The 20,042-nt window shown below is 66.9% G+C and carries 23 protein-coding genes; 7 read left to right on the forward strand and 16 right to left on the reverse strand.

The window, feature by feature from the left end; all coding sequences use genetic code 11:
* Positions 1 to 92: 92 nt before the first annotated feature.
* Together P73_RS13095 and P73_RS13100 are read right to left on the reverse strand one after the other, a co-directional pair.
* Entirely contained in the window at positions 93 to 539 is a 447-nt protein-coding gene (locus tag P73_RS13095; RefSeq protein ID WP_043869910.1) for a hypothetical protein, read from the reverse strand.
* Positions 540 to 653: 114 nt separating this feature from the next.
* Complete coding sequence (locus P73_RS13100; RefSeq protein ID WP_043869911.1) at positions 654 to 1,505, reverse strand: LysR family transcriptional regulator; 852 nt, start codon at positions 1,503 to 1,505, stop codon at positions 654 to 656.
* Positions 1,506 to 1,662: 157 nt separating this feature from the next.
* Between P73_RS13100 and trmFO the strand changes: the two genes are divergently transcribed.
* The 3 genes from trmFO to gluQRS are packed head-to-tail and all read left to right on the forward strand — an operon-like array spanning position 1,663 to position 4,075.
* Positions 1,663 to 3,018 (forward strand): methylenetetrahydrofolate--tRNA-(uracil(54)-C(5))-methyltransferase (FADH(2)-oxidizing) TrmFO, encoded by a 1,356-nt coding sequence (gene trmFO / locus P73_RS13105; RefSeq protein ID WP_043869912.1) that lies wholly within the window; start codon positions 1,663 to 1,665, stop codon positions 3,016 to 3,018.
* Positions 3,015 to 3,221 carry a hypothetical protein gene (locus P73_RS13110; RefSeq protein WP_043869913.1) on the forward strand — a complete coding sequence of 69 codons (207 nt, stop codon included), beginning with the start codon at positions 3,015 to 3,017 and terminating at the stop codon, positions 3,219 to 3,221. Before trmFO ends, P73_RS13110 begins: the two co-directional genes overlap by 4 nt.
* Positions 3,206 to 4,075 (forward strand): tRNA glutamyl-Q(34) synthetase GluQRS, encoded by an 870-nt coding sequence (gluQRS, locus tag P73_RS13115; protein WP_139267028.1) that lies wholly within the window; start codon positions 3,206 to 3,208, stop codon positions 4,073 to 4,075. Before P73_RS13110 ends, gluQRS begins: the two co-directional genes overlap by 16 nt.
* Here the strand turns inward: gluQRS and hisI are convergent.
* Positions 4,072 to 4,431, reverse strand: coding sequence for a phosphoribosyl-AMP cyclohydrolase (gene hisI / locus P73_RS13120; protein WP_043869914.1), 360 nt, complete (start codon positions 4,429 to 4,431; stop codon positions 4,072 to 4,074). The two genes, gluQRS and hisI, sit on opposite strands and share 4 nt — an antisense overlap.
* A 64-nt stretch (positions 4,432 to 4,495) precedes the next feature.
* On the opposite strand from hisI, the gene P73_RS13125 reads away from it, so the two are divergent.
* Positions 4,496 to 4,942 carry an iron-sulfur cluster assembly scaffold protein gene (locus tag P73_RS13125; RefSeq protein ID WP_043869915.1) on the forward strand — a complete coding sequence of 149 codons (447 nt, stop codon included), beginning with the start codon at positions 4,496 to 4,498 and terminating at the stop codon, positions 4,940 to 4,942.
* 174 nt (positions 4,943 to 5,116) lie between these two features.
* Here P73_RS13125 and P73_RS26655 read toward each other — a convergent pair whose 3' ends face one another.
* From P73_RS26655 to sciP, 5 genes are all read right to left on the reverse strand, one after another.
* Positions 5,117 to 5,239 carry a hypothetical protein gene (locus P73_RS26655; RefSeq protein ID WP_275451658.1) on the reverse strand — a complete coding sequence of 41 codons (123 nt, stop codon included), beginning with the start codon at positions 5,237 to 5,239 and terminating at the stop codon, positions 5,117 to 5,119.
* Positions 5,240 to 5,363: 124 nt separating this feature from the next.
* Positions 5,364 to 7,457 (reverse strand): ATP-dependent DNA helicase RecG, encoded by a 2,094-nt coding sequence (recG, locus tag P73_RS13130; RefSeq protein ID WP_043869916.1) that lies wholly within the window; start codon positions 7,455 to 7,457, stop codon positions 5,364 to 5,366.
* Positions 7,454 to 9,568, reverse strand: coding sequence for an NAD-dependent DNA ligase LigA (gene ligA, locus P73_RS13135; protein WP_043869917.1), 2,115 nt, complete (start codon positions 9,566 to 9,568; stop codon positions 7,454 to 7,456). Before ligA ends, recG begins: the two co-directional genes overlap by 4 nt.
* 164 nt (positions 9,569 to 9,732) lie before the next feature.
* A complete protein-coding gene (gene ctrA, locus P73_RS13140) occupies positions 9,733 to 10,452 on the reverse strand; it encodes a response regulator transcription factor CtrA (RefSeq protein ID WP_043871698.1) in 720 nt (239 codons plus the stop codon).
* 124 nt (positions 10,453 to 10,576) lie between these two features.
* Positions 10,577 to 10,876, reverse strand: coding sequence for a CtrA inhibitor SciP (sciP, locus tag P73_RS13145; RefSeq protein WP_043869918.1), 300 nt, complete (start codon positions 10,874 to 10,876; stop codon positions 10,577 to 10,579).
* Between the two features lie 124 nt (positions 10,877 to 11,000).
* On the opposite strand from sciP, the gene mnmA reads away from it, so the two are divergent.
* Both mnmA and P73_RS13155 read left to right on the forward strand, forming a co-directional pair.
* Positions 11,001 to 12,143, forward strand: a complete 1,143-nt coding sequence (gene mnmA, locus P73_RS13150; protein WP_043869919.1) for a tRNA 2-thiouridine(34) synthase MnmA — start codon at positions 11,001 to 11,003, stop codon at positions 12,141 to 12,143.
* A 1-nt stretch (position 12,144) separates the two neighbouring features.
* Positions 12,145 to 12,525 carry a lysozyme inhibitor LprI family protein gene (locus P73_RS13155; RefSeq protein WP_043869920.1) on the forward strand — a complete coding sequence of 127 codons (381 nt, stop codon included), beginning with the start codon at positions 12,145 to 12,147 and terminating at the stop codon, positions 12,523 to 12,525.
* A gap of 8 nt (positions 12,526 to 12,533) precedes the next feature.
* Here P73_RS13155 and P73_RS25660 read toward each other — a convergent pair whose 3' ends face one another.
* Positions 12,534 to 12,923: a c-type cytochrome gene (locus tag P73_RS25660; protein ID WP_043869921.1), complete on the reverse strand. Its 390-nt coding sequence runs from the start codon at positions 12,921 to 12,923 to the stop codon at positions 12,534 to 12,536.
* On the opposite strand from P73_RS25660, the gene P73_RS13165 reads away from it, so the two are divergent.
* The gene (locus P73_RS13165) at positions 12,922 to 13,410 is read left to right on the forward strand and encodes a DUF2059 domain-containing protein (RefSeq protein WP_158401941.1); all 489 of its coding nucleotides are present in this window, start codon (positions 12,922 to 12,924) and stop codon (positions 13,408 to 13,410) included. The genes P73_RS25660 and P73_RS13165 overlap by 2 nt on opposite strands.
* A gap of 27 nt (positions 13,411 to 13,437) precedes the next feature.
* Here the strand turns inward: P73_RS13165 and lpxB are convergent, their stop codons facing one another.
* From lpxB to P73_RS26660, 7 genes are all read right to left on the reverse strand, one after another.
* Positions 13,438 to 14,577 carry a lipid-A-disaccharide synthase gene (gene lpxB / locus P73_RS13170; protein WP_043869922.1) on the reverse strand — a complete coding sequence of 380 codons (1,140 nt, stop codon included), beginning with the start codon at positions 14,575 to 14,577 and terminating at the stop codon, positions 13,438 to 13,440.
* Complete coding sequence (locus P73_RS13175) at positions 14,574 to 15,356, reverse strand: LpxI family protein (RefSeq protein ID WP_043869923.1); 783 nt, start codon at positions 15,354 to 15,356, stop codon at positions 14,574 to 14,576. Before P73_RS13175 ends, lpxB begins: the two co-directional genes overlap by 4 nt.
* A gap of 11 nt (positions 15,357 to 15,367) precedes the next feature.
* Positions 15,368 to 16,165, reverse strand: a complete 798-nt coding sequence (lpxA, locus tag P73_RS13180; protein WP_043869924.1) for an acyl-ACP--UDP-N-acetylglucosamine O-acyltransferase — start codon at positions 16,163 to 16,165, stop codon at positions 15,368 to 15,370.
* Positions 16,166 to 16,175: 10 nt separating this feature from the next.
* Complete coding sequence (gene fabZ, locus P73_RS13185; protein WP_043869925.1) at positions 16,176 to 16,643, reverse strand: 3-hydroxyacyl-ACP dehydratase FabZ; 468 nt, start codon at positions 16,641 to 16,643, stop codon at positions 16,176 to 16,178.
* 114 nt (positions 16,644 to 16,757) lie between these two features.
* A complete protein-coding gene (locus P73_RS24440; RefSeq protein WP_052453254.1) occupies positions 16,758 to 17,414 on the reverse strand; it encodes an OmpH/Skp family outer membrane protein in 657 nt (218 codons plus the stop codon).
* The gene (bamA, locus tag P73_RS13195) at positions 17,414 to 19,762 is read right to left on the reverse strand and encodes an outer membrane protein assembly factor BamA (RefSeq protein WP_043869926.1); all 2,349 of its coding nucleotides are present in this window, start codon (positions 19,760 to 19,762) and stop codon (positions 17,414 to 17,416) included. Before bamA ends, P73_RS24440 begins: the two co-directional genes overlap by 1 nt.
* A gap of 110 nt (positions 19,763 to 19,872) precedes the next feature.
* Positions 19,873 to 20,004 (reverse strand): hypothetical protein, encoded by a 132-nt coding sequence (locus P73_RS26660; protein WP_275451659.1) that lies wholly within the window; start codon positions 20,002 to 20,004, stop codon positions 19,873 to 19,875.
* Positions 20,005 to 20,042: the final 38 nt, after the last annotated feature.

Here is a 20,042-nt window from a genome sequence, read left to right on the forward strand (position 1 = left end):
CTGTGGGGTTTCCCCTGCCGATCCTCGGGAACGGTCACGAAAAAGGGAGCCTTCGCGGGCTCCCTTCTCTCATGTGGGTGAAGCTGAAAGGTTCACACGAGATCGCGCCAGCCTCCGCGCCAGAAAGAAAAACGCCCGCCGCCGAATGCGATGAGGGGCAGCGCGAGGAGCGTAACGACAAGCGGCAGCATGAGATCCCCGTTCAGCGCCAGCGGCATGGGCGCGGAGACGAAATGGGACGCCAGGGTGAGGAGCACCGCGAGCAGCGCCATGACCCGCGTGCGCATGCCCATCCCGATCCAGAGCGCGATCATCACGAGCAGCAGGCTCAGCGTCAGGGGACCGAGATCCTGCAACATGATCAGGTGCGGCCAGGGAAGCGGCGGCGCGTCGGAGACGGTCGCGGTGGCTTCGAGACTGCGAAACAGGTCGAGCGTCTGGACCGCAGGGTGCTGGAGAAGCGTAATGGCGAGAACGCCGCGCAAGCACAGCTGCGCCACGCCGCCGAGTTGCGCGCCAAGAGTGTGAAGAGAGAACATGCTGCCTCGATGCTCTTTTTACTTGTGTATACTCCACCCTAAGTGGTGCTCTGACGCCATACTATCTATCCACATTCCATATTTGCAAAAACCGAGGGAGGCGCGCCTCCGCGATCAGACCCCGCTGACCCCGCCGCGCCCCTGCGCCCTCAGAAAACTCGCGCGGATGAACCGGGTGACGGTCTCCATCGCCGGATCGCCCCGGCGGCTTTCGTGATAGCTCATGAAGATATCCGTCTCGCAGGCGGAGCCCTCGACGGCGACGAAATCGCTCCGGTCGCGGACGGAGAAACACGGCAGGATGCCGCCGTAATGCGTCGTCTCCATCACCCGCTGGATGTGTTCGAACGTGCCCACGCGGATCTGCGGCGGCTGGCCAAAGATCTGCCAGGCGTGATCCGTCACGGGAAGCGCGTTCACCTCCTCGCCGAGCCCGACCCAGAGCCGGGAGTCCGACGGCGCCGCGGCATGGCGGTAGACCGCAAGGGTGATGGCTCCGACCTTCGCGCTCAGCACCCGCCCTGTCGCCGGGCGGAACATCGACACGATCACGTCATTGTCGGCGAGCGACTCGATCAGGCGGCGGTCGCGGAACACCAGCCGGATATTCGCAAGGCTTTCCGCATGGGCAACGAGGTTCGGGATGAAGATATGCGCCGACATGAGCGGCGAACAGGCGATGGTGATCTCGCTGTCGGGGCGGCCGCTGCCGTGGCGCAGGAGGCTGCGCTCGCGCAGGATCGCCTGATGAAAATTCTCCGCCTCCTCGATCAGCTTCGCGAGTTCCGGGTTCGGCCCCCAGCCCTGCGGCGTCTTGATCACCGGCGGTACGCCGAGCTCGTCGCCGAGCCGCTCCATCCGCCGCGACACGGTCGCGGGATTGGTGCCGAGCGCGCGGGCGGCGGACGCCATGGTGCCGTTCTTGAAGATTGCGAGAAGGAATTTAAGGTCGTCCCAACGGTCCATCGGATGTCCTGCGGTCTGTGCCTGCCGAACCTGCGCAAAATATCACAGATCCGCAAGAGAGTACGTTGCAAAAAGCGCAGCTAAATATCAAAATGCAATGGCCCGGTCCGTGCGCTGCCCCTTCCCAAAGGCCGCGCCATCCACTACATGCCAGCCCATGACAGAGACACTTCATATCGTCGGCGGCGGCATGGCCGGATCCGAAGCGGCCTGGCAGGCCGCCGAAGCCGGCGTCGCGGTCGTGCTCCACGAGATGCGGCCGCAGATCGGCACCTTCGCCCACCAGACCGGCAATTTCGGCGAGATGGTCTGTTCCAATTCCTTCCGCTCGGATGACGACGAACAGAACGCGGTCGGGCTTCTGCACTGGGAAATGCGCCGCGCGGGCGGGTTGATCATGGCGACGGCGGACGCGCATCGCCTGCCGGCGGGGGGCGCGCTCGCAGTGGATCGCGAGCCCTTCGCAGAGGCGGTGACGCAGACGCTCAGATCGCATCCGAACATCACGACGGACCATGGCGAGATCACCGACCTGCCGACGGAGGGCAAATGGATCTTCGCCACCGGTCCGCTCACCTCCGCCCGGCTCGGGGAGGCCATCGCGCGGGAGACCGGGGCGGACCGCCTCGCCTTCTTCGACGCCATCGCGCCCATCGTCTATGCCGAGAGCATCGACATGGATGTCGCCTGGCTCCAGTCGCGTTACGACAAGGGTGAGACCGAGGAGGAGCAGAAAGCCTATCTCAACTGCCCGATGACGAAACCGCAATACGAGGCCTTCATCGACGCGCTGCTCGCCGCGGACAAGACCGAGTTTCACGAAGGCGAAACCGCCGGCTATTTCGACGGCTGCCTGCCGATCGAGGTCATGGCCGAACGCGGGCGCGAGACGCTGCGCCACGGGCCGATGAAGCCGATCGGCCTGACCAACGCCCACAGGCCCGCGGACAAGCCCTATGCCGTCGTACAGCTTCGCCGCGACAACAAGCTCGGCACGCTCTACAACATCGTCGGCTTCCAGACGAAGATGAAATATGGCGCGCAAGCCGATGTTTTCAGGATGATTCCAGGTCTGGAGAATGCGCGCTTCGCGCGTCTCGGCGGGATCCATCGCAACACGTTCCTCAATTCCCCGACGCTCCTCGACCACGAGATGCGGCTGAAATCGCGCCCCCATATCCGCTTTGCCGGGCAGGTGACGGGGGTCGAGGGCTATGTGGAAAGTGCGGCCATGGGGCTCCTCGCGGGGCGTCTCGCCGCCGCCGAGATCCTCGGGCGCCGCCTGCCGCCCGTGCCGCCGGAAACCGCCATGGGTGCCCTCGTCACGCATATCACCGGCGGGGCGGAAGCGAAGACCTTTCAGCCGATGAACGTCAATTTCGGCCTCTTCCCGCCGCTCGAGGGCCTGCGCGGCGGCCGAAAGGGCCGCAAGGAACGCTACAAGGGCTACACCGACCGCGCCAAGGCGCTGTGGTCCGACTGGCTGGCCGCCCCGGAGGCCGTGACCGCATGAACTATGTCCTTGCCCTCCTCCTTCCGCCGCTGTCGATCCTGCTGACCGGACGTCCCGTCGTCGCAATCCTGACCTTCCTGATCTGGGTGCCCGCCATCATCTTCTCGGGCGGGCTCACCCATCCGATGTTCGTCATCCTCGCCTGGATCCTGATCTTCCAGTCCCGCGAGGATCGCCGCGAACGCCAATGGCGGAAGCGGTGAGCGGCTACGTCACCCGTTTCGCGCCCTCGCCGACGGGGCCCCTGCATCTCGGCCACGCATTTTCCGCGCTGACCGCCTTCGGGCGCGCGCAGGAACGGGACGGCACCTTCCTGCTGCGCATCGAGGACGGCGACACGAGCCGGTCGCGCGCGGAATGGGAGGCGCTGATCTATGCCGACCTGCGCTGGCTCGGAATCTCCTGGCCCGATCCGGTCATGCATGTGACGGCGCGTGAGGAGATCTATGGAAACGCCTTGAAAACCTTTGCGGAAATGGGTCTCGTCTTCCCCTGCTCCTGCACTCGCCGCGACGTGCTTTCGGCGCTTTCGGCGCCGCAGGAAGGCGCGCCGATGGGACCGGACGGGATCGTCTATCCCGGCACCTGCCGCAGCCGCCCGATGTCCACGTTCCAGCCCGGTGAAGCGATCCGCCTCGACATGCGAAAAGCCGTTTCCTTTCTGGGGGATGTCGAGCGTTTCTCATGGGAGGAAACAGGCCCTTACGAGACCGGCGTCCACCGGCTCGATCCGCGCAGGCTTCTTGACGAGGTCGGCGACGTGGTGCTCGCCCGCAAGGAGATCGGGACCGCTGCCTATCACCTCTCCGTCGTGATCGACGACGCGGCGCAGGGCATCACCGAGGTCGTGCGCGGCGCCGATCTCATGGAGGCAACGCAGATACACCGGCTGTTGCAGGCGCTGCTCGACCTGCCGACCCCGCTCTATCACCACCACCGGCTGATCCGCGACACCGCGGGCAAGCGGCTCGCGAAACGCGCGGATGCAAAGGCGATCTCGAAATACCGCGAGGAAGGCGCGACGCCTGCCGATCTGCGCGCGATGATCGGGCTCTAGCCCATCGGCGCCATGAGTTCGACGGTCTCGCCGTCCCGCACCGCGCGGTAGAAGCACGAGCGGCGGTTGGTGTGGCAGGCGGGTCCGGTCTGGTCCACCGTCACGAGGATGCAATCGCTGTCGCAATCGTAGCGGAAGTCGACAAGGCGCTGCACATGGCCGGAGGTCTCGCCCTTGATCCAGAAGCTCTGGCGCGAGCGGCTCCAATAGGTCACCCGGCCCGTCTCGAGCGTCGCCTCGACGGCCTCGCGGTTCATCCAGGCCATCATCAGCACCTCGCCCGTCGCCGCGTCCTGCGCGATGGCCGGGATCAGCCCCTTGTCGTCATAGGCCAGGGAAGCCGGATCAAAGCGCATGTCTCAACCTTTCCATCTCCATGTGCATGCCCTATCTATGGGGCGGTGTCAGGAAAGGCAAACCATGTCGACCGATCTCGCGAAACTCTATTCCGGCAAGCTGCTTGCCCTTGCCGCGGACATCCCGCATCTCGGCCGGCTCGAGGCGCCCGATGCGACCGTGCGCGAACGCGCCCCGCTCTGCGGCTCCACCGTGACCGTGGACATGCAGGTGCGGGACGGCCGCGTGACGGAATTCGCGCAGGATGTGAAGGCCTGCGCCCTCGGACAGGCGGCCGCGGCCATTGTCGGCGCGAACGTCATCGGACGTACCGGCGTGGAGCTCGCCGCCGCGCGCGACGCGCTCGCCGCCTTCCTGCGTGAGGACGGTCCGGTTCCCGCCGTCCCCTTCGACGGGTTCGAGGCGCTCCTGCCTGCGCGCGACTACAAGAACCGCCATGCCTCCATCCTCCTGTCGATCACCGCTGCCGCGAAGGCCTTCGAGGAGGCGCAGAGACAGGATTGCGCCTGATCTCCGGGAACGGCGACGTTCTCCCACCTCCCGCGACACCGACGCCCCCATGCCCGTCACTCCCAAAAGAAACCGCCGCACTTCGCGAGGAAGGCGGCGGCAGTCGGATCTGAGCTCCCGTCAGGCCGGGGACGTGGCGGCGGGGCTGGCGTCAGATCACAGGCAGAAACAGGGTCAGACCAGGGCCGGAAGCGTCAGCCCCCCGACAAGGATCACCAGAAGCGCGACGGCGCCGATCATGTCCTCGACCAGCGTGGCCTGCGACCGCGCGACGACGGATTTGAGTTCCTCGATCATCTGGCATCCTCCGGCAAGTTGGGGCGACATTTGTTGCTAATTTGTTCTCATTTTTATCCACATCTGTAAAGAGATTTTTGAGAACATTTGTGAACAAAATCCTGCGAACCCCGCACAGACCGGGCTAACCTACGGAAATCAAACGGATCGCCTCGTCCTTGCCCATCAGCCAGAGCAACACCCGCACCGCCCCGCCGCGCTCGGTCTCGAGCTTCGGATCGTCATGCAGGAGCTTGCGCGCATCGCTTTGCGCCAGTGCCATGAGCGCCGACTGCCGTTCCAGATCCGCCACGCGAAACCGCGGCAGGCCGGATTGCGCGGTGCCGAGCACGTCGCCCGCCCCGCGCATGATCAGATCCTCCTCCGCGATCCGGAACCCGTCCTCGGTTTCGCGCAGGATCTCGAGGCGGCGGCGCCCGCCCTCCGACAGGGGCGGCTGATAGAGCAACAGGCAGGTGGAGGCGACCGCGCCCCGCCCGACCCGGCCGCGCAGCTGATGGAGCTGGGCGAGTCCGAAATGCTCGGCGCGCTCGATCACCATGATCGAGGCATTGGGCACGTTGACGCCGACCTCGATCACCGTCGTCGCCACGAGGACGCCGATCTCTCCGCCGGCGAAGCGCGCCATCGTGCGATCCCGCTCTTCCGGCGGCATCTGCCCGTGCACGAGCCCGACCGCCTCCTCCCCCAGCGCGGCGCGCAGGTCCCGGAACCGGTCCTCCGCCGCCGCCATGTCAACGACCTCGCTCTCGGCCACGAGCGGACAGACCCAATAGGCTTGGCGTCCCTCGCCCACCGCGCGCCGCAGATGGTCGACCACCTCCTCCATCCGCTCGGTGGAACTCAGCGCCGTCTTCACCGGCGTCCGCCCCGGTGGTTTCTCGTCGAGCACGGAGACGTCCATATCGCCATATTGCGCCAGCGACAGGGAGCGCGGAATCGGCGTCGCGGTCATCACGAGCACATCCACCCCGGCGCCCTTCTGCGACAGCGCGAGGCGCTGCGCGACGCCGAAGCGGTGCTGTTCGTCGATGATCGCGAGGCGCAGATCGGCAAAGACCACCTCCTCCTGGAACACCGCATGTGTGCCGACGAGGATCCCGATATCGCCGCGCGCCAGGGCCTCGAGCTTCGCACGCCGCTCGCGCCCCTTGTCGCGCCCGGTCAGGATCGCGATTTCCACCCCCGCCGCCTCCGCCATCGGACGCAGCCCCTCGAGATGCTGGCGCGCCAGAAGCTCGGTCGGCGCCATCATCACGCCCTGCCCGCCCGTCTCCACCGCGATCAGAAGCGCCATGAGCGCGACCAGCGTCTTGCCCGATCCGACATCGCCCATCAGCAGCCGGTTCATCCGGTGCCCGGAGGCCATGTCCGCAGCAATATCGGCCACTGCACGGGTCTGCGCGCCGGTCGGGCGATAGGGCAGCGCCGCGAGCACCCGGTCGCGCAACCGTCCGTCGCCGGAATTCGCCCGCCCCTTGCTCCGCCGCACCCGCGACCGCGCGAGCGCCAGAGTGACCTGATGCGCGAAGAGTTCGTCATAGGCCAGCCGCTGCGGCGCCGGGGCGGTCGGGGCGAGCTCCTCTCCCGACAGCGGATGATGCGCCTGGTTCAGGGCGGCGGCGAAATCGGGCCAGCCCTCCCGCGCGCGCAGGGCGGGGTCGATCCATTCGGCCAGATCCGGGACGCGCGACAACGCCGCGTCGGCCGCCTTCGCCATCACCTTCTGCGTCACGCCGGCGGTGAGGGGATAGACCGGCTCGAACCGCGCCAGGTCCGCCGCCTCCTCCGGCGGCAGGATGTGGTCGGGATGCGGCATCTGATACTGGCCGTCGTACATCTCCACCTTGCCCGAGACCAGGCGGCGTGCGCCGACGGGCAACTGTGCCTCGATCCATTTCGGCGCACCGCGGAAAAACACGATCTGGAAGGCGAGCGCACGGTCCTCGACGATCACCCGGTAGGGCAGGCCCTTGCGCGAGGGCGGCTGGTGGCGCAGCACCGTCACCTCCACCGTCGCGACCGCACCCGGCGGCACCTCGCGCAGGCTGTCGCGGCGGCGCCGGTCGATCACCCCGTGCGGCAGGGTGAAGAGCAGGTCGCGCGGCCGCTCCACGCCGATGGCGCCGAGAGCCTTCGCGATTTTCGGCCCGACGCCCGACAGCGTCTCGAGCCCCGCGAAGAGCGGGAAGAGGATATCCGGCCGACCGCCCGTCATGCGTCCCCGATCAGCGCCAGCCAGCCGTCCTCGTCGAGGATCTCGAGGCCGAGGTCGCGCGCCTTCTTCTCCTTCGACCCGGCGCCGGGGCCGGCGACGACGATATCCGTCTTCGCCGAGACGGAGCCCGCCACCTTCGCGCCGAGCGCCTCCGCCCGCGCCTTCGCCTCCGAACGGGTCATCTTTTCGAGCGTGCCGGTGAAGACGACGGTCTTGCCGGAGACCGGGCTGTCGCTTTTCGGCCTTTCCGCCTCGAGCACGGTGAGATGCCGCACCAGCCGGTCGATGGAGGCACGCTCGGCCTCCTGATGGAAGGCGGTGACGAGGGACGTGGCCATGACCTCGCCCACGCCGTCGATCGACAGGAGATCGGACCAGAGTTGGCCGTCACCCACTTCGGCGTCACGCATTGCGGCCTCGAATTCGGTCCAGGTGCCGTAATGGGTGGCGAGCAGATGGGCGGAGGTTTCGCCGACATGGCGGATGCCGAGGGCGAAGATCAGACGTGCGAGCGGGATCTCCCGGCGGGTGTCGATGGCGGCAAAGAGGTTCTGCGCGGATTTCTCCCCCCAGCCTTCGCGGTTCTTCAGTTGCGACAGGTTGCCGGGGCCGAATTTCTCCCTGAGTTCAAATATATCCGCCGGTTCCCTGATCCATCCGTCGCGGTAGAACTGTTCGACCTGTTTCGCCCCCAGCCCCTCGATGTCGAAGGCCGCGCGGGAGACGAAATGCTTCAGCTTCTCGACCGCCTGGGCGGGACAGATCAGGCCACCGGTGCAGCGGCGGACCGCGTCGCCCTCCTCGCGGATCGCGGCCGAACCGCATTCGGGACAGGTGGTCGGAAAAGCGTATGGCACCGCGTCGGACGTGCGTCGGGCAAGATCGACGTCCGCCACCTTCGGGATCACGTCGCCGGCGCGATAGACCTGAACCCAGTCGCCCACGCGGATGTCCTTGCCGCCGCGGATCTCCTCGCCGCGGGAATCCCGGCCGGCGATGTAATCCTCGTTGTGCAGCGTCGCGTTGGAGACGACGACGCCGCCGACGGTGACGGGGGCGAGGCGGGCCACGGGCGAGAGCGCGCCGGTGCGCCCGACCTGGATGTCGATCGCCTCGAGCCGGGTCCAGGCGAGCTCTGCGGGAAACTTGTGCGCGATGGCCCAACGCGGCGTCGTCGAGCGGAAGCCGAGCCGGCGCTGGAGCGCGAGATCATCGACCTTGTAGACCACCCCGTCGATGTCATAGCCGAGCGTCGCCCGCCGCGCCTCGATGTCGTGGTAATGCGCGATCAGGCGGGACAGGCCGGTGAACCGCTCGGTGAGCGGATTGGTCGGAAATCCGAACGCGGCGAGGCGCGCGATCGCCTCCATCTGCGTCGCGCCCAGCGGAGCGGAGAGTTCGCCCCAGGCATAGGCGAAGAATTTCAGCGGCCGCGCGCGGGTGATTTCGGGATCGAGCTGGCGCAGCGATCCGGCCGCCGCGTTGCGCGGGTTGGCGAAGGTCTTGCCGCCCTGCCCGGCCTGCCGTGCGTTCAGCGCCTCGAAATCCGCATGGCTCATGTAGACCTCGCCGCGCACCTCGATGACCTCCGGCGCGTCCTCGAGCCGGGCGGGAATGTCGTCGATGGTCAGCGCATTGGCGGTGACGTTTTCACCGACCTCGCCGTCCCCGCGCGTCGCCGCATGGACGAGCAGGCCCCCCTCGTAGCGGATCGACAGCGACAGCCCGTCGATCTTTGGCTCGGCGGTATAGGCGATCTCCTCCGACAGGCCGAGATACTTGCGCACGGAGGCGTCGAATTCGCGCAGGTCGTCGTCGTCGAAGGCGTTCGCGAGCGACATCATCCGCACGGCGTGGGTGATCTTTCCGAAGCCTTCCGAGGGCGCCGCGCCGACCTGTTCCGTCGGGCTGTCGGCGCGCTTGAGTTCGGGAAAGCGGACCTCGATCGCGGCGTTCCGGCGCTTCAGCGCGTCGAAATCCGCATCCGACATGACCGGCGCGTCCTCGGCGTGATAGGCCGCGTTCGCCTTGGCGAGCAGGTCCGCGAGGCGCGCCAGTTCGGCGCGCGCCTCGTCCTCGCTCATCGCCTCGACGGCCTGCAACTGCGACATGAAAAAAGCCTCCCCGAACAGTGCATTCTCCTTGGTTTAGGAGAGGCACCGGGGGAGGTCCAGTGCGAGATGATCCACGGGGTCAGAAAACATCTGAGGCACTCGTCTCCCGCCGGCACGGGAGCCAGGATGCGCCGGCGGCCACTCATGATCCATGGCGCCCGTCAGGCACCGATGGCGAATTGTTCGCCGAGCCCGTCCGAGCCCGGCTCGGGATCGCGCAGCACATAGCCGCGCCCCCAGACCGTTTCGATATAGTTGTCGCCGTCGGTCGCGGTCGCGAGCTTCTTGCGCAGCTTGCAGATGAAAACGTCGATGATCTTCAGCTCGGGTTCGTCCATCCCGCCGTAGAGGTGGTTGAGAAACATCTCCTTGGTGAGGGTCGTGCCCTTGCGCAGCGACAGCAACTCGAGCATCTGGTACTCCTTGCCGGTCAGATGCACCGGCTTGCCGGTGGCGGTGACGGTCTTTGCGTCGAGGTTGACCTCGATCTTGCCGGTACGGATGACGGACTGGGAATGCCCCTTCGAACGGCGGATGATCGCATGGATGCGCGCGACCAGTTCCTCGCGGTGAAACGGTTTCGTCAGGTAGTCGTCCGCGCCGAAGCCGAAGCCCCGGAGCTTGCTTTCGGTATCGTCGGCGCCCGAGAGGATGAGGATCGGCGTCTCGATCCGCGCGAGGCGCAATTGCCGCAGCACGTCATGGCCGTTCATGTCGGGAAGGCCGAGGTCGAGCAGGATCAGATCGTAATCGTAGAGTTTCGCGAGGTCGATGCCCTCTTCGCCGAGATCGGTCGTGTAGACGTTCAGGTTGGCGTGTGAGAGCATCAGCTCGATGCTTTTCGACGTCGTCGGATCGTCTTCAACCAACAAAATGCGCATATCGAGGGTCTCCGTATCGCTATTCAAGTGCGTTCATGTTGCGTTCTTTTATTCACAAGATCATCAAAAATGGTTAACTACACGTTACCAGATGTAGCGAATTTCCAAATGCAACTCAAGGTTGTCATTCGCCGTCCTTGGTCCGTGTCTTCCGACCGCGCCTCCGGCTTGCGGTCGCCTTCAGCGCCGCCTCCCCATGTTCGGAGACCGCCGTCTTCCAGGAGGTGAACTCTTCTTCCGACAGTCCATAGCTCTCGAGCGCCTCCGTGAGCGAAATCAGCCCGAAGACGACGCCCCGCACCACGGCGGCCTTGCGCGAGGCCACCCAGCGGGTCGTGTCCTTCGGCGGGAGGTCGGCCCGTGTCATGATGGTCCCGTCGGGAAGGGTGACGGCGCGCGGACCGTCGACTTTTTTCAGATACATGGATCTCACCCTCTTCGGAAATGGCCTGCCCCTTGTGCCGCAATCGCCTTAATGCCCGGTGAAACGGGGGGTTGAGAGTGTCGCGGATTTATCTATATTTGCGGCAATCCCGAAAGGTTCCGACATGCACGACGGCGCATACCCGCTGAATTCATTGGGCTTTCCTAAGCCTCCCTCGCAAACCCGCGTGGTCGTCGCCATGTCGGGCGGCGTCGATTCGTCCGTCGTGGCCGCGCAGCTTGCGGAAGAAGGCTATGACGTGGTGGGCGTGACGCTCCAGCTTTACGACCACGGCGCGGCGCTCGCGAAGAAGGGCGCCTGCTGCGCCGGCCGTGACATCCACGACGCGCGGCGGGTGGCCGAGGAGATGGGCTTCCCGCATTACGTGCTCGACTACGAGAATGTCTTCCGCGATGCCGTGATCGACGAATTCGCCGACAGTTATCTGGCGGGGGCGACGCCCGTGCCCTGCATCCGCTGCAACGAGCGGGTGAAGTTCAAGGACCTGCTCGAGACCGCGAAGGATCTCGATGCCGACTGCATGGCGACCGGGCATTACATCCAGCGCGTGATGGGCGCGACCGGGCCGGAACTGCACGCGGCGGCCGATCCGAATCGCGACCAGAGCTATTTCCTGTTCTCGACCACGCCCGAACAGCTTTCCTTCCTGCGCTTCCCACTCGGTCACCTGCCGTCGAAGGACGCCACCCGCGCGCTCGCGGCGAAATACGGTCTCCCGGTCGCGGACAAGCCCGACAGCCAGGACATCTGTTTCGTGCCGAACGGAAATTACGCGCAGGTCATCGAGAAACTGCGCCCCGGCGCGGCGGAGCCCGGCGACATCGTCGACCATGAGGGCAAGCTGCGCGGCACGCATGACGGTGTCATCCATTACACGATCGGCCAGCGGCGCGGGCTCGGCATCGGGGGTCTGAGCGAACCGCTCTACGTGGTGAAACTCGACGTGGACACCCGGCGCGTGATCGTCGGGCCGAAGGAGATGCTCGCGACCCGGACGATCCCGGTGCGGGAGATCAACTGGCTGGGCGACGACCCCTTCACCTCGCGAGACGAATGGGTGCTCGACGTCAAGGTGCGGTCGACCCGTCCGCCGCGCGAGGCGATCGTGCGCCCGATCTCGGACACCGAGGCGGAGGTGGAACTGGTCGTGGCCGAGGAAGGCGTCTCGCCCGGACAGGCGTGTGTGTTCTACGATCCGGCCTCGCCGCGGATCTTCGGCGGCGGCTGGATCTGGAAAGGGCGCTGAGATGCGCTGGCTGGCGCTCTTCGGGCTTCTCCCCATCCCGGCACTGGCCGATGCGGCGCTCGAGTGTTCGCTCGATCTCGGCACGCAGGTGGAGATCGCCGACTGCGTCGCGGGGGTCGAGGAGCGGGCGCAGCGCGCGATGGAGCTCGAGCTGGGCTTCGCGCGGGAGGCGGCCGGGGAGCTCGACGACACGACCGGACGGGCGGTGGCGCTTCCTGCGCTCGAAACCGCGCAGGCGGCCTGGGAGAGCTACCGCGACACGCAGTGCGCCTTTGTCGGCGCGACCTATGGCGGCGGGTCGGGTGCGGGGATCGCGGAGCGGTCCTGCCGGATCGGGCTGACGCGGGCGCGCATGGGCGAACTGGCGCAGCATCTGCGCTGACCGCGCCGCTAGCGCGCCATTTCCACGAGATAGGCGGCGAGATCCTCCCGGTCCTGCCGGCTGCGGGTCTTGTGGCCCTCGAGAAACGTCGCGACGCGCGGTGCGTCCTCCGGGCTCAGCGTCAGGCGCAGGACGGCGCCGTGACAGCATGCGCAATGGGCGGCATAGAGGGCAGCGCCACGCTCCGCATCGCCTTCGGCCCGCAGGGGGGCGGCGGCAAGGCACAGACAGATCAGGAGGGGACGGATCGCGTGCCGCCCCGCGCGGATGGCGGGATCCGACCGTGCGCCCGTCGCGGACCGCGGCTTTTCGCCGGTTTCCCCCGTCCGCCGGTGCAGGTTTTGACATTCGCGGCAAATGCGCGAAGCTCCGCCCGATCTGATCAGAAAGGACTTCATGATGTTCACCCTTCCCCGCGGCCTCGCCGCGCTGACGCTCGCCGCGGGCCTTGCCCTGCCGCTCCACGCAGAAACCCGCGAGGAGCGCCTTGCCGTCGCCGAAGACTATACCGAAATGGCCGTCGAGGACATGGATATGGAGCGGATCATCGAACAGATGTATACGCCGATCCTGCCGCAGATCGAGGCGAGCACCGGTGAAAGCCTCAGCGAGGAGCAGCGGTCCGAGATCCACCGGATCTACATGGACAACCTCGCCGATCCGATGCGCGAGGTGATGAACGGACAGGCGGAGGTGATGGCCGATCAGTTCACGATTGAGGAGATCACCGCGCTGCGCGATTTCTACGGCACGGAGGAAGGCCGTTCGGTGATGCGCAAGATGCCGGACGTGCTCGCCGCCGTGCAGCCCGACATCATGCAGATGGTCCAGACGAAGATGCCCGACATCATGGCCGAGGTCCAGACGGTCGTCGCACCGGAGTGAGGCCCGCGGCCGGTCCCGGCGGGCGTCTCAGGACAGCCCGTCGAGGATCGCCCGCGCGGCGCGCACGCCCGGCGGCTCCTCGCCCTGCCCGAGCCGCCGCATCGTCTCGTCGAGCGCGGCCTTCTGCGCCGCGCCCGCGTTCAGCTCATGCGCCAGCGCCGCCGCGATCCTGTGCGGGATACAGTCTGCCCCGAGAAATTCCGGCACGACCCGCGTTTCGGTCACGAGATTGACGAGCGTCACGGTGTCGACCAGCAGCTTGCGCTTCACGATCCGTTCGGTGAGCGGGTTCATCCGGTAGGCGATCACCATCGGCGTGCCGTTGGCCGCGAGCTCGAGCGACACCGTGCCCGAGGCCGCCAGCGCGAGATCGGCGGCCCGGAAGGCGGCGCGCTTGCCCGCACGGTCGGCAGAGGGAACGAGGACCGGATCGACCGGCCAGCCCGCGACCTCCGCGCGCACCGCCGCGTCGAGCCCAGGGGCCACGGGCAGGACATAGCGCGCCTCCGGCCGGGGGCCGGCGAAACGGCCGAGCGTGTCGCCGAAGATCGGTCCGAGCCGGGCGATCTCGCCCCGGCGCGAGCCCGGCAGGACGAGGACCAGCGGCGCCTCCCCGATCCCGTGATCCGCGCGGAACCGCGCCACCGCCGCCTCGTCCGCGATCTCGTCCGTCACCGCCGGATGACCGACGAAATCGCATCTCAGCCCGACGGCCTCGAAATAGGGCGGTTCGAAGGGAAACAGCGCCAGCACCTGATCGACCTTCGCCGCCATCCGTGCCGCGCGCTCGGGGCGCCAGGCCCAGACGGTCGGCGCGACATAGTGGCAAAACCGGATGTCGGCGCGCGCCTTCACCAGATCCGCGACGCGCAGGCAGAAATCCGGGCTGTCGATAGTCAGCACCACATCGGGGCGCCAGTCGAGGATGGCCTCGGCCACCTCCCGGATCCGGCGCTTCAGGTGGAGGTATTTCGGCAGGATCTCCGCGATGCCCATGAGCGACAGCTCGGACATGGGAAAGCGGCTTTCGAGCCCCTGCTCCTCCATCAGCGTGCCGCCCACGCCGCGAAACTCGACCCCGGTGAGCGTGCGCAGCCCCGCCATCGCGGCGGCACCGAGCTTGTCGCCGGACGCCTCGCCGGCGATCACGAAGACCCTCAGGCTCATTGCGCGCTCAGGAACATGCCCGCCTCCTCGATCTGGTGCCGGACGCGGTCGCGCTCGATCACGATCACCGCGCCGCCCGGAATGACGATCCCGCCGAGCCCCGCCGCGATGGCGGCGGCGACCGTCTCCGGCCCGATGGTCGGCATGTCCACGCGCAGGTCCTGCCCGCGCTTGGGGGCCTTGACGAAGACGCCCTTCGCCCGGCGCAGTCGCTCCGGCGTCTGCGCGACGAAGCGCAGCAGCGCATCCGTGCCCTGGACGGTCTCGATCCCGAGCATCTGCCCGCCGGCACAGACCGCCCCCTGTCCGACGTCGAGCGGCGAGAGCGCGTCGAGCACCGCCTGGGCGCGGTCGGTGTCCGCGGTCTCCTCCGGCGAGGGGGCATGGCCCCAATGCGTGCCCGACGGCAGGGTGAGGTCGGGACAGAGTTCCGCCGCGCCGCGCACCGTGAACCCCTGTTCCGCGAAGAGCGCCAGCACCTCGCGCAGGAGCGCGTCGTCGCCCTTGCCCAGCGACATGGCAAGGCGCAGCGCGTGGCGGTCGAGCAGCACCGGGTTGATCTTCGGCCGCACCATCGCGCCGGCGAAGGTGACCTCGGTCACGCCCTGTGCCCTGAGATCCTTGAACAGCCGGCCGAGCTTCTCGATCCGCGCGGAGACATGGGTCGCCCCCTCCGGGGCGGAGGCGCCGTCGAGGGTGACGTAGACCGGCGCCTCGAGCGCCGCCGCCACGAGGCGCGGCAGGGTGCCGCTTCCGGCGATGATCGCGGCCCGCCCCATCGGCACCTCCCTCATTTCGGCGTCAGGAACCCGCGGTCGCTGTCGCCCATGACGAACGCGACCATCCGCGCGACATAGTCGCTGTCGAAATCCTCGGTGAGCCGCTGGGCGCGGTCCTTGAAGGACCCCTCTCCCTGCTTGAGCATCTGGAAGGCGGCGCGGAGCTGGTTGATGTCCTCGCGGTCGACGCCCTTGCGTTTCAGCCCCACGAGGTTGAGGCCGTCGAGCTCGGCCCGCGGTCCCTGCACGAGCGCATGCGGCAGCACATCCGCGGTCACCATGGAGAGCGCCCCGACAATGGCCCCCTGCCCGATCCGTACCCATTGGTGGATGCCCGACAAGCCGCCGATGATCACGTCGTCGCCGATATGGCAATGGCCCGCGACGGCGACCGAGTTCACGAGGATCACGCGGTCGCCGATCTGCACATCATGGGCGACATGGCAGGAGGACATGAAGAGCCCGTCGTCCCCGACGCGCGTCACGCCGCCGCCGCCCTCGGTGCCGAGGTTCATCGTCACGTATTCGCGGATGCGGTTGCGCTTGCCGATGATGAGACGTGTCCGCTCCCCGCGGAACTTGAGATCCTGGGGGATTTCCCCGATGGAGGCGAACTGGAACACCACCGTGTCCTCGCCGATCACCGTATCGCCGGTGACGACGACATGGGACTTGAGCCGCACCCGCGCGCCGAGCCTGACCTGCGGGCCGACGAGGCAGAACGGCCCGATCTCGGCGCCTTCGCCGATCTCCGCCCCCGCCTCGATCACGCTCGAGGGATGGATCTTCGCGCTCGGGTGAATGCTCATCTCGGCCCCCTTATGCGGTCTTTGCCGCCGACAGGTCCATCATCGCGGTGAAGGACGCCTCGCAGGCGAGCTCCCCGTCCACCTCCGCACGGCCGTCGAATTTCCAGACCTTGCCACCACCGCGCTTGACGGTGACGTGCATCCTGAGCTGGTCGCCGGGCACGACCTTGCGGCGGAACTTGCAGCTCTCGATCGACATGAAGAAGACGTTGAAGACCTTGTCGGCGAGATCCATGTGAACGCCCACCATCACCGCCGCGGTCTGCGCCATCGCCTCGACGATGGTGACGCCGGGCATGACCGGCATGCCGGGGAAATGCCCGGTGAAATGCGGCTCGTTGAAGGTCACGTTCTTGATCCCGGTACAGCCGTTCGGGGCGTCGATGTCGATCACGCGATCGACGAGCAGGAACGGGTAGCGATGCGGCAGGATACGCTGGATGAGGTCGATATCGGCGGTCTTGAGGGGATCTGTCATGTGTCTTCCCTGGGCCCTTCTTGTTGTTCTGCGGTTCCGTCCGGGCCATCGCCCGCCGCGAAACGGTCTGGGTTACCTAGCAACCCCGCCCGGCTCTGACAAGCGCGGCAGACATCACTCCTGCGTCGGGGCCGGGATGTCCGCGTCTTCCGGAGGGGCCGCGTCTCCCGCGGGTCCTGCGTCCTCCGGTCCGGCGTCGAGCCGGTCGATGACGATTTCCGAGATGTCGATCGCGCCCGACATGAGATAGACCTGCTGGCGCTCGAAGACCAGGAATGCGCCGAGGTCGCGCGCGACCGCGGTCAGCACCGCGTTCATCTCCGCCTCGATCTCCGCAATGCCGTTGTCGTAGAGTTCCTGAACCTCATGCGCCTTTTCGTCCTGCCGCGCGCGGGTCTCCGTCACCCGCGTGTCGAAGGCGGCGGCCTGGGTGCGGAACTCCTGTTCGCTCATCTGTGGGCGTTCGTCGGCGATCCGCTGTTCCTCGGCCTCGAGATCCGCGTAGATCTGTTCGTTCTCCGCGAGGAGCGCGGCGCGGGCCTCGTCGATCCGCGCCTCGAGCGCCTGCCCCGCCTCGCTTTGCGACAGCACGCGGGCACGGTCGAAGATCAGGATCGGAAAGCTCGGCCGCGGCTGGCCCTCCGCCGCGCCGTGCGGTTGCGGGTCGGGCCGCTCCGGCCGGGCCTCCTGGGCCTGCACGGGCAGCGCGGCGGCCGCCAACGCGAAGACCGCCGCCCGTCCGAGCCCACCATGCCGACCCAGTGTGCGCATCAGAATCTCGTGGAGATCGTCAGGTCGAAGTTCTGCTCCTCGTCGTAGTCTTCCTTCTCGAGCGCCTTCGTGAAGTTGAAGCGCAGCGGGCCGAGCGGCGTGGTCCAGAAGACCGAGGCGCCGATCACGGAGCGCCAGTGCAGGTCGTCCGAATCCTCGATGATGCCGGAGGTGTCGTCGAGGCCCCAGACGGACCCGTAGTCGAGGAAGACACCGCCCGCGAGGCCGTATTCCTCGGGCAGGCCGAGCGGGAATTGCGCCTCCAGACGTGCGACGGCGAAGTAATTGCCGCCGAGCGCGAGTTCGTCGTCGCCGCTGTCCCGCGGCCCGATGCCGCCCGGCTCGAAACCACGCATGATCTGCGAGCTGTTGAAATACCGGTCGGAGATGCGCGAGTCGCCATCGGCGTCGATCACCCCGCCCTCGAGCGTGGCCCGCAGCGTCACCTCCTCGTTCCATACCCTCATCTCGCCGGTGACTTCCGCGGAGGACTTGACGTAGTCGACATCGCCGCCGAGCAGCCCGGCGTAATCCTGTCCGAAGCGCAGCAGGAAGCCCGCGTTCGGGTTGAGCCCGCTGCGGCGCGTATCGTAGCTGTAGGAATAGCCGACGGAATGGGCCATCATACGCCCGTCGTCGATATCTTCCTGGATCATGTCCGGATAGACATTGCCGTTGTCGATGTAGTCGTCATCCTCGGTCACCTCGCTGAGCTCGGCGCGGTAGTTCAGCGTCAGGCTGCCATTGGCGGAGACCGGGAAGGTCAGGCGCGGCGAGAGATAGGCGCGGCGCGTGATGTGTTCGGCATAGCTCGGCTGGCTGGAGGACAGCCCGCCGGCGAGGCCGAAGGCGACGTTGCGCCCGAGGAAGGCCGGTTCGACGAAGTTGAAGCTGAGGTTGCCGTCGTCGAGCTTGGTCGTGAAGTTGAACGACAGCCTCTGGCCGCGGCCGAGGAAGTTCTGTTCGCTGAAGGAGGCGATCAGGTTCGCCCCCTCGGAGACGGAGAAGTTCGCGCCGAAGGTGAAGGAGCCCGTCGGCTGTTCCGTGACGTCGACGTCCACCACGACCTGTTCGTCGCTCGACCCCTGCCGCGTGTTCACGTCGGCATTGGAGAAGAAGCCGAGCGCGCGGATGCGTTCGGCGGCTTCGCGGATCTCGCGCGGGTTGAAGGGATCGCCCTCGACCACGCGGAACTGGCGGCGCACGACGCGGTCGAGCGTCGTCGCGTTGCCCTCGATGTCGATGCGCTCGATGAAGACGCGCGGGCCGCGCACCATCGCGAAGTCGATGTCGAGCGTCTGGGTGCGCGGGTTGCGGGTCACGCGCGGCTCGACGCGCAGGAAGTCGATGCCCTTCTCAGTGGCGATGGCTTCCATCCGCGAGATCACGTTGTCCACCGCGGTCGGCGAATAGGTCTGCCCGGCGCGGATATTGATCGCCCTCTGGAAATCCGCGACATTCGCCTCGGGAACCTGGGAGCTGATGGTCATCGTGCCGAAGTCGTATTTCAGCCCTTCGCGCAGGTTGAAGGTCAGGAAATAGGCGTTGCGTTCGCGGGAGAATTCCGCGGCGACGTTCAGCACCTCGAAATCGACATAGCCGCGCGAGGTGTAGAAATCGGTGAGCACGCGCTTGTCGAATTCGATGCGCTCCTCGGCATAGGTGTCGCGCCCGATGATGAAGCGCAGGAGCCCGGCCTGTTTCGTGTCGAGCACGCGCCGCAGCCGGTAGTCGGAAAAGCTGCGGTTGCCGACGAAGCTCAACCGCTCGACCTCGACCCCCTTGCCCTCCGTCACCTCGAAGACGACGTCCACGCGGTTGTTGTCGCGGCGGATGATCTTCGGCGTGACGGTGGCAACGAGCTGGCCCTTGGTCTCGTAGCCCTCGGTGATGAGGGCGGCGTCGGCCTCGACATCGGAGGGGGAATAGACCCGGCGCACCTTCGTCGTGAGCATCGGCAGGAGCACGTCGTCGGAAAGGGCGCGGTTGCCCTCGATCGCGATGCGCGAGACCACGGGATATTCGCTGACCCGGATCACGAGCGTGTTGCCCTGCGGCACGAATTCGACGGTTTCGAAGAGGCCGGAGCCGAGCACCGCCTGATAGGCGTCGTTGAGCTCGCCGGCCGAGACCGCCTGTCCGCGCGCGATTCCCGCATAGGACAGGATCGTGTCGGCGGAAATGCGCTGCGCGCCCTCGATGGTCACATTGGAGAAGGAATAGCTTTGGGCGACGGCGGGCGTCGGAAAGCTCGTGTAAGCCACTGTGCTTACGGCGAAAGCCGAACAGGTCAGGGCAAGTGCGCGCGCCGTGAGGCGCTGTTTCGGGCGAAAGGAGCCACGCGTCATGGATACCACCACAGCTTTCTCAAAATCCCACGTTTTGTATAGGTGAGTAGCCGGAATACTCTCCCTTGTCAAAACGTCTGGTACGGAAAGCGCGGCGGCCCGCGCGGGGGTCAGAGCAGCAGCCGGGCGACGCCGGACGCGACGAGAAGGGCGACGGCGATCGCCGCGGTGCTAAGCAGGCGGTCGCGGTTCAGATCGGCGAGCTGCGACAGGCTTTCATATCCGGCGCGAAGGGGGGTCATGGCGTGATCCTTTCTCGACTGCCAACCGGCGGCGCAAC

Source organism: Celeribacter indicus, from assembly GCF_000819565.1.
In the GTDB taxonomy this organism is placed as follows: domain Bacteria; phylum Pseudomonadota; class Alphaproteobacteria; order Rhodobacterales; family Rhodobacteraceae; genus Celeribacter; species Celeribacter indicus.

What these genes read in the sequence shown, in the direction of transcription:
- P73_RS13095 (WP_043869910.1), bottom strand. Translation starts at nt 539, where the DNA reads ATGTTCTCTCTTCACACTCTTGGCGCGCAACTCGGCGGCGTGGCGCAG.
- P73_RS13100 (WP_043869911.1), bottom strand. Translation starts at nt 1,505, where the DNA reads ATGGACCGTTGGGACGACCTTAAATTCCTTCTCGCAATCTTCAAGAAC.
- trmFO (WP_043869912.1), top strand. Translation starts at nt 1,663, where the DNA reads ATGACAGAGACACTTCATATCGTCGGCGGCGGCATGGCCGGATCCGAA.
- P73_RS13110 (WP_043869913.1), top strand. Translation starts at nt 3,015, where the DNA reads ATGAACTATGTCCTTGCCCTCCTCCTTCCGCCGCTGTCGATCCTGCTG.
- gluQRS (WP_139267028.1), top strand. Translation starts at nt 3,206, where the DNA reads ATGGCGGAAGCGGTGAGCGGCTACGTCACCCGTTTCGCGCCCTCGCCG.
- hisI (WP_043869914.1), bottom strand. Translation starts at nt 4,431, where the DNA reads ATGCGCTTTGATCCGGCTTCCCTGGCCTATGACGACAAGGGGCTGATC.
- P73_RS13125 (WP_043869915.1), top strand. Translation starts at nt 4,496, where the DNA reads ATGTCGACCGATCTCGCGAAACTCTATTCCGGCAAGCTGCTTGCCCTT.
- P73_RS26655 (WP_275451658.1), bottom strand. Translation starts at nt 5,239, where the DNA reads ATGATCGAGGAACTCAAATCCGTCGTCGCGCGGTCGCAGGCCACGCTG.
- recG (WP_043869916.1), bottom strand. Translation starts at nt 7,457, where the DNA reads ATGACGGGCGGTCGGCCGGATATCCTCTTCCCGCTCTTCGCGGGGCTC.
- ligA (WP_043869917.1), bottom strand. Translation starts at nt 9,568, where the DNA reads ATGTCGCAGTTGCAGGCCGTCGAGGCGATGAGCGAGGACGAGGCGCGC.
- ctrA (WP_043871698.1), bottom strand. Translation starts at nt 10,452, where the DNA reads ATGCGCATTTTGTTGGTTGAAGACGATCCGACGACGTCGAAAAGCATC.
- sciP (WP_043869918.1), bottom strand. Translation starts at nt 10,876, where the DNA reads ATGTATCTGAAAAAAGTCGACGGTCCGCGCGCCGTCACCCTTCCCGAC.
- mnmA (WP_043869919.1), top strand. Translation starts at nt 11,001, where the DNA reads ATGCACGACGGCGCATACCCGCTGAATTCATTGGGCTTTCCTAAGCCT.
- P73_RS13155 (WP_043869920.1), top strand. Translation starts at nt 12,145, where the DNA reads ATGCGCTGGCTGGCGCTCTTCGGGCTTCTCCCCATCCCGGCACTGGCC.
- P73_RS13165 (WP_158401941.1), top strand. Translation starts at nt 12,922, where the DNA reads ATGATGTTCACCCTTCCCCGCGGCCTCGCCGCGCTGACGCTCGCCGCG.
- P73_RS25660 (WP_043869921.1), bottom strand. Translation starts at nt 12,923, where the DNA reads ATGAAGTCCTTTCTGATCAGATCGGGCGGAGCTTCGCGCATTTGCCGC.
- lpxB (WP_043869922.1), bottom strand. Translation starts at nt 14,577, where the DNA reads ATGAGCCTGAGGGTCTTCGTGATCGCCGGCGAGGCGTCCGGCGACAAG.
- P73_RS13175 (WP_043869923.1), bottom strand. Translation starts at nt 15,356, where the DNA reads ATGGGGCGGGCCGCGATCATCGCCGGAAGCGGCACCCTGCCGCGCCTC.
- lpxA (WP_043869924.1), bottom strand. Translation starts at nt 16,165, where the DNA reads ATGAGCATTCACCCGAGCGCGAAGATCCATCCCTCGAGCGTGATCGAG.
- fabZ (WP_043869925.1), bottom strand. Translation starts at nt 16,643, where the DNA reads ATGACAGATCCCCTCAAGACCGCCGATATCGACCTCATCCAGCGTATC.
- P73_RS24440 (WP_052453254.1), bottom strand. Translation starts at nt 17,414, where the DNA reads ATGCGCACACTGGGTCGGCATGGTGGGCTCGGACGGGCGGCGGTCTTC.
- bamA (WP_043869926.1), bottom strand. Translation starts at nt 19,762, where the DNA reads ATGACGCGTGGCTCCTTTCGCCCGAAACAGCGCCTCACGGCGCGCGCA.
- P73_RS26660 (WP_275451659.1), bottom strand. Translation starts at nt 20,004, where the DNA reads ATGACCCCCCTTCGCGCCGGATATGAAAGCCTGTCGCAGCTCGCCGAT.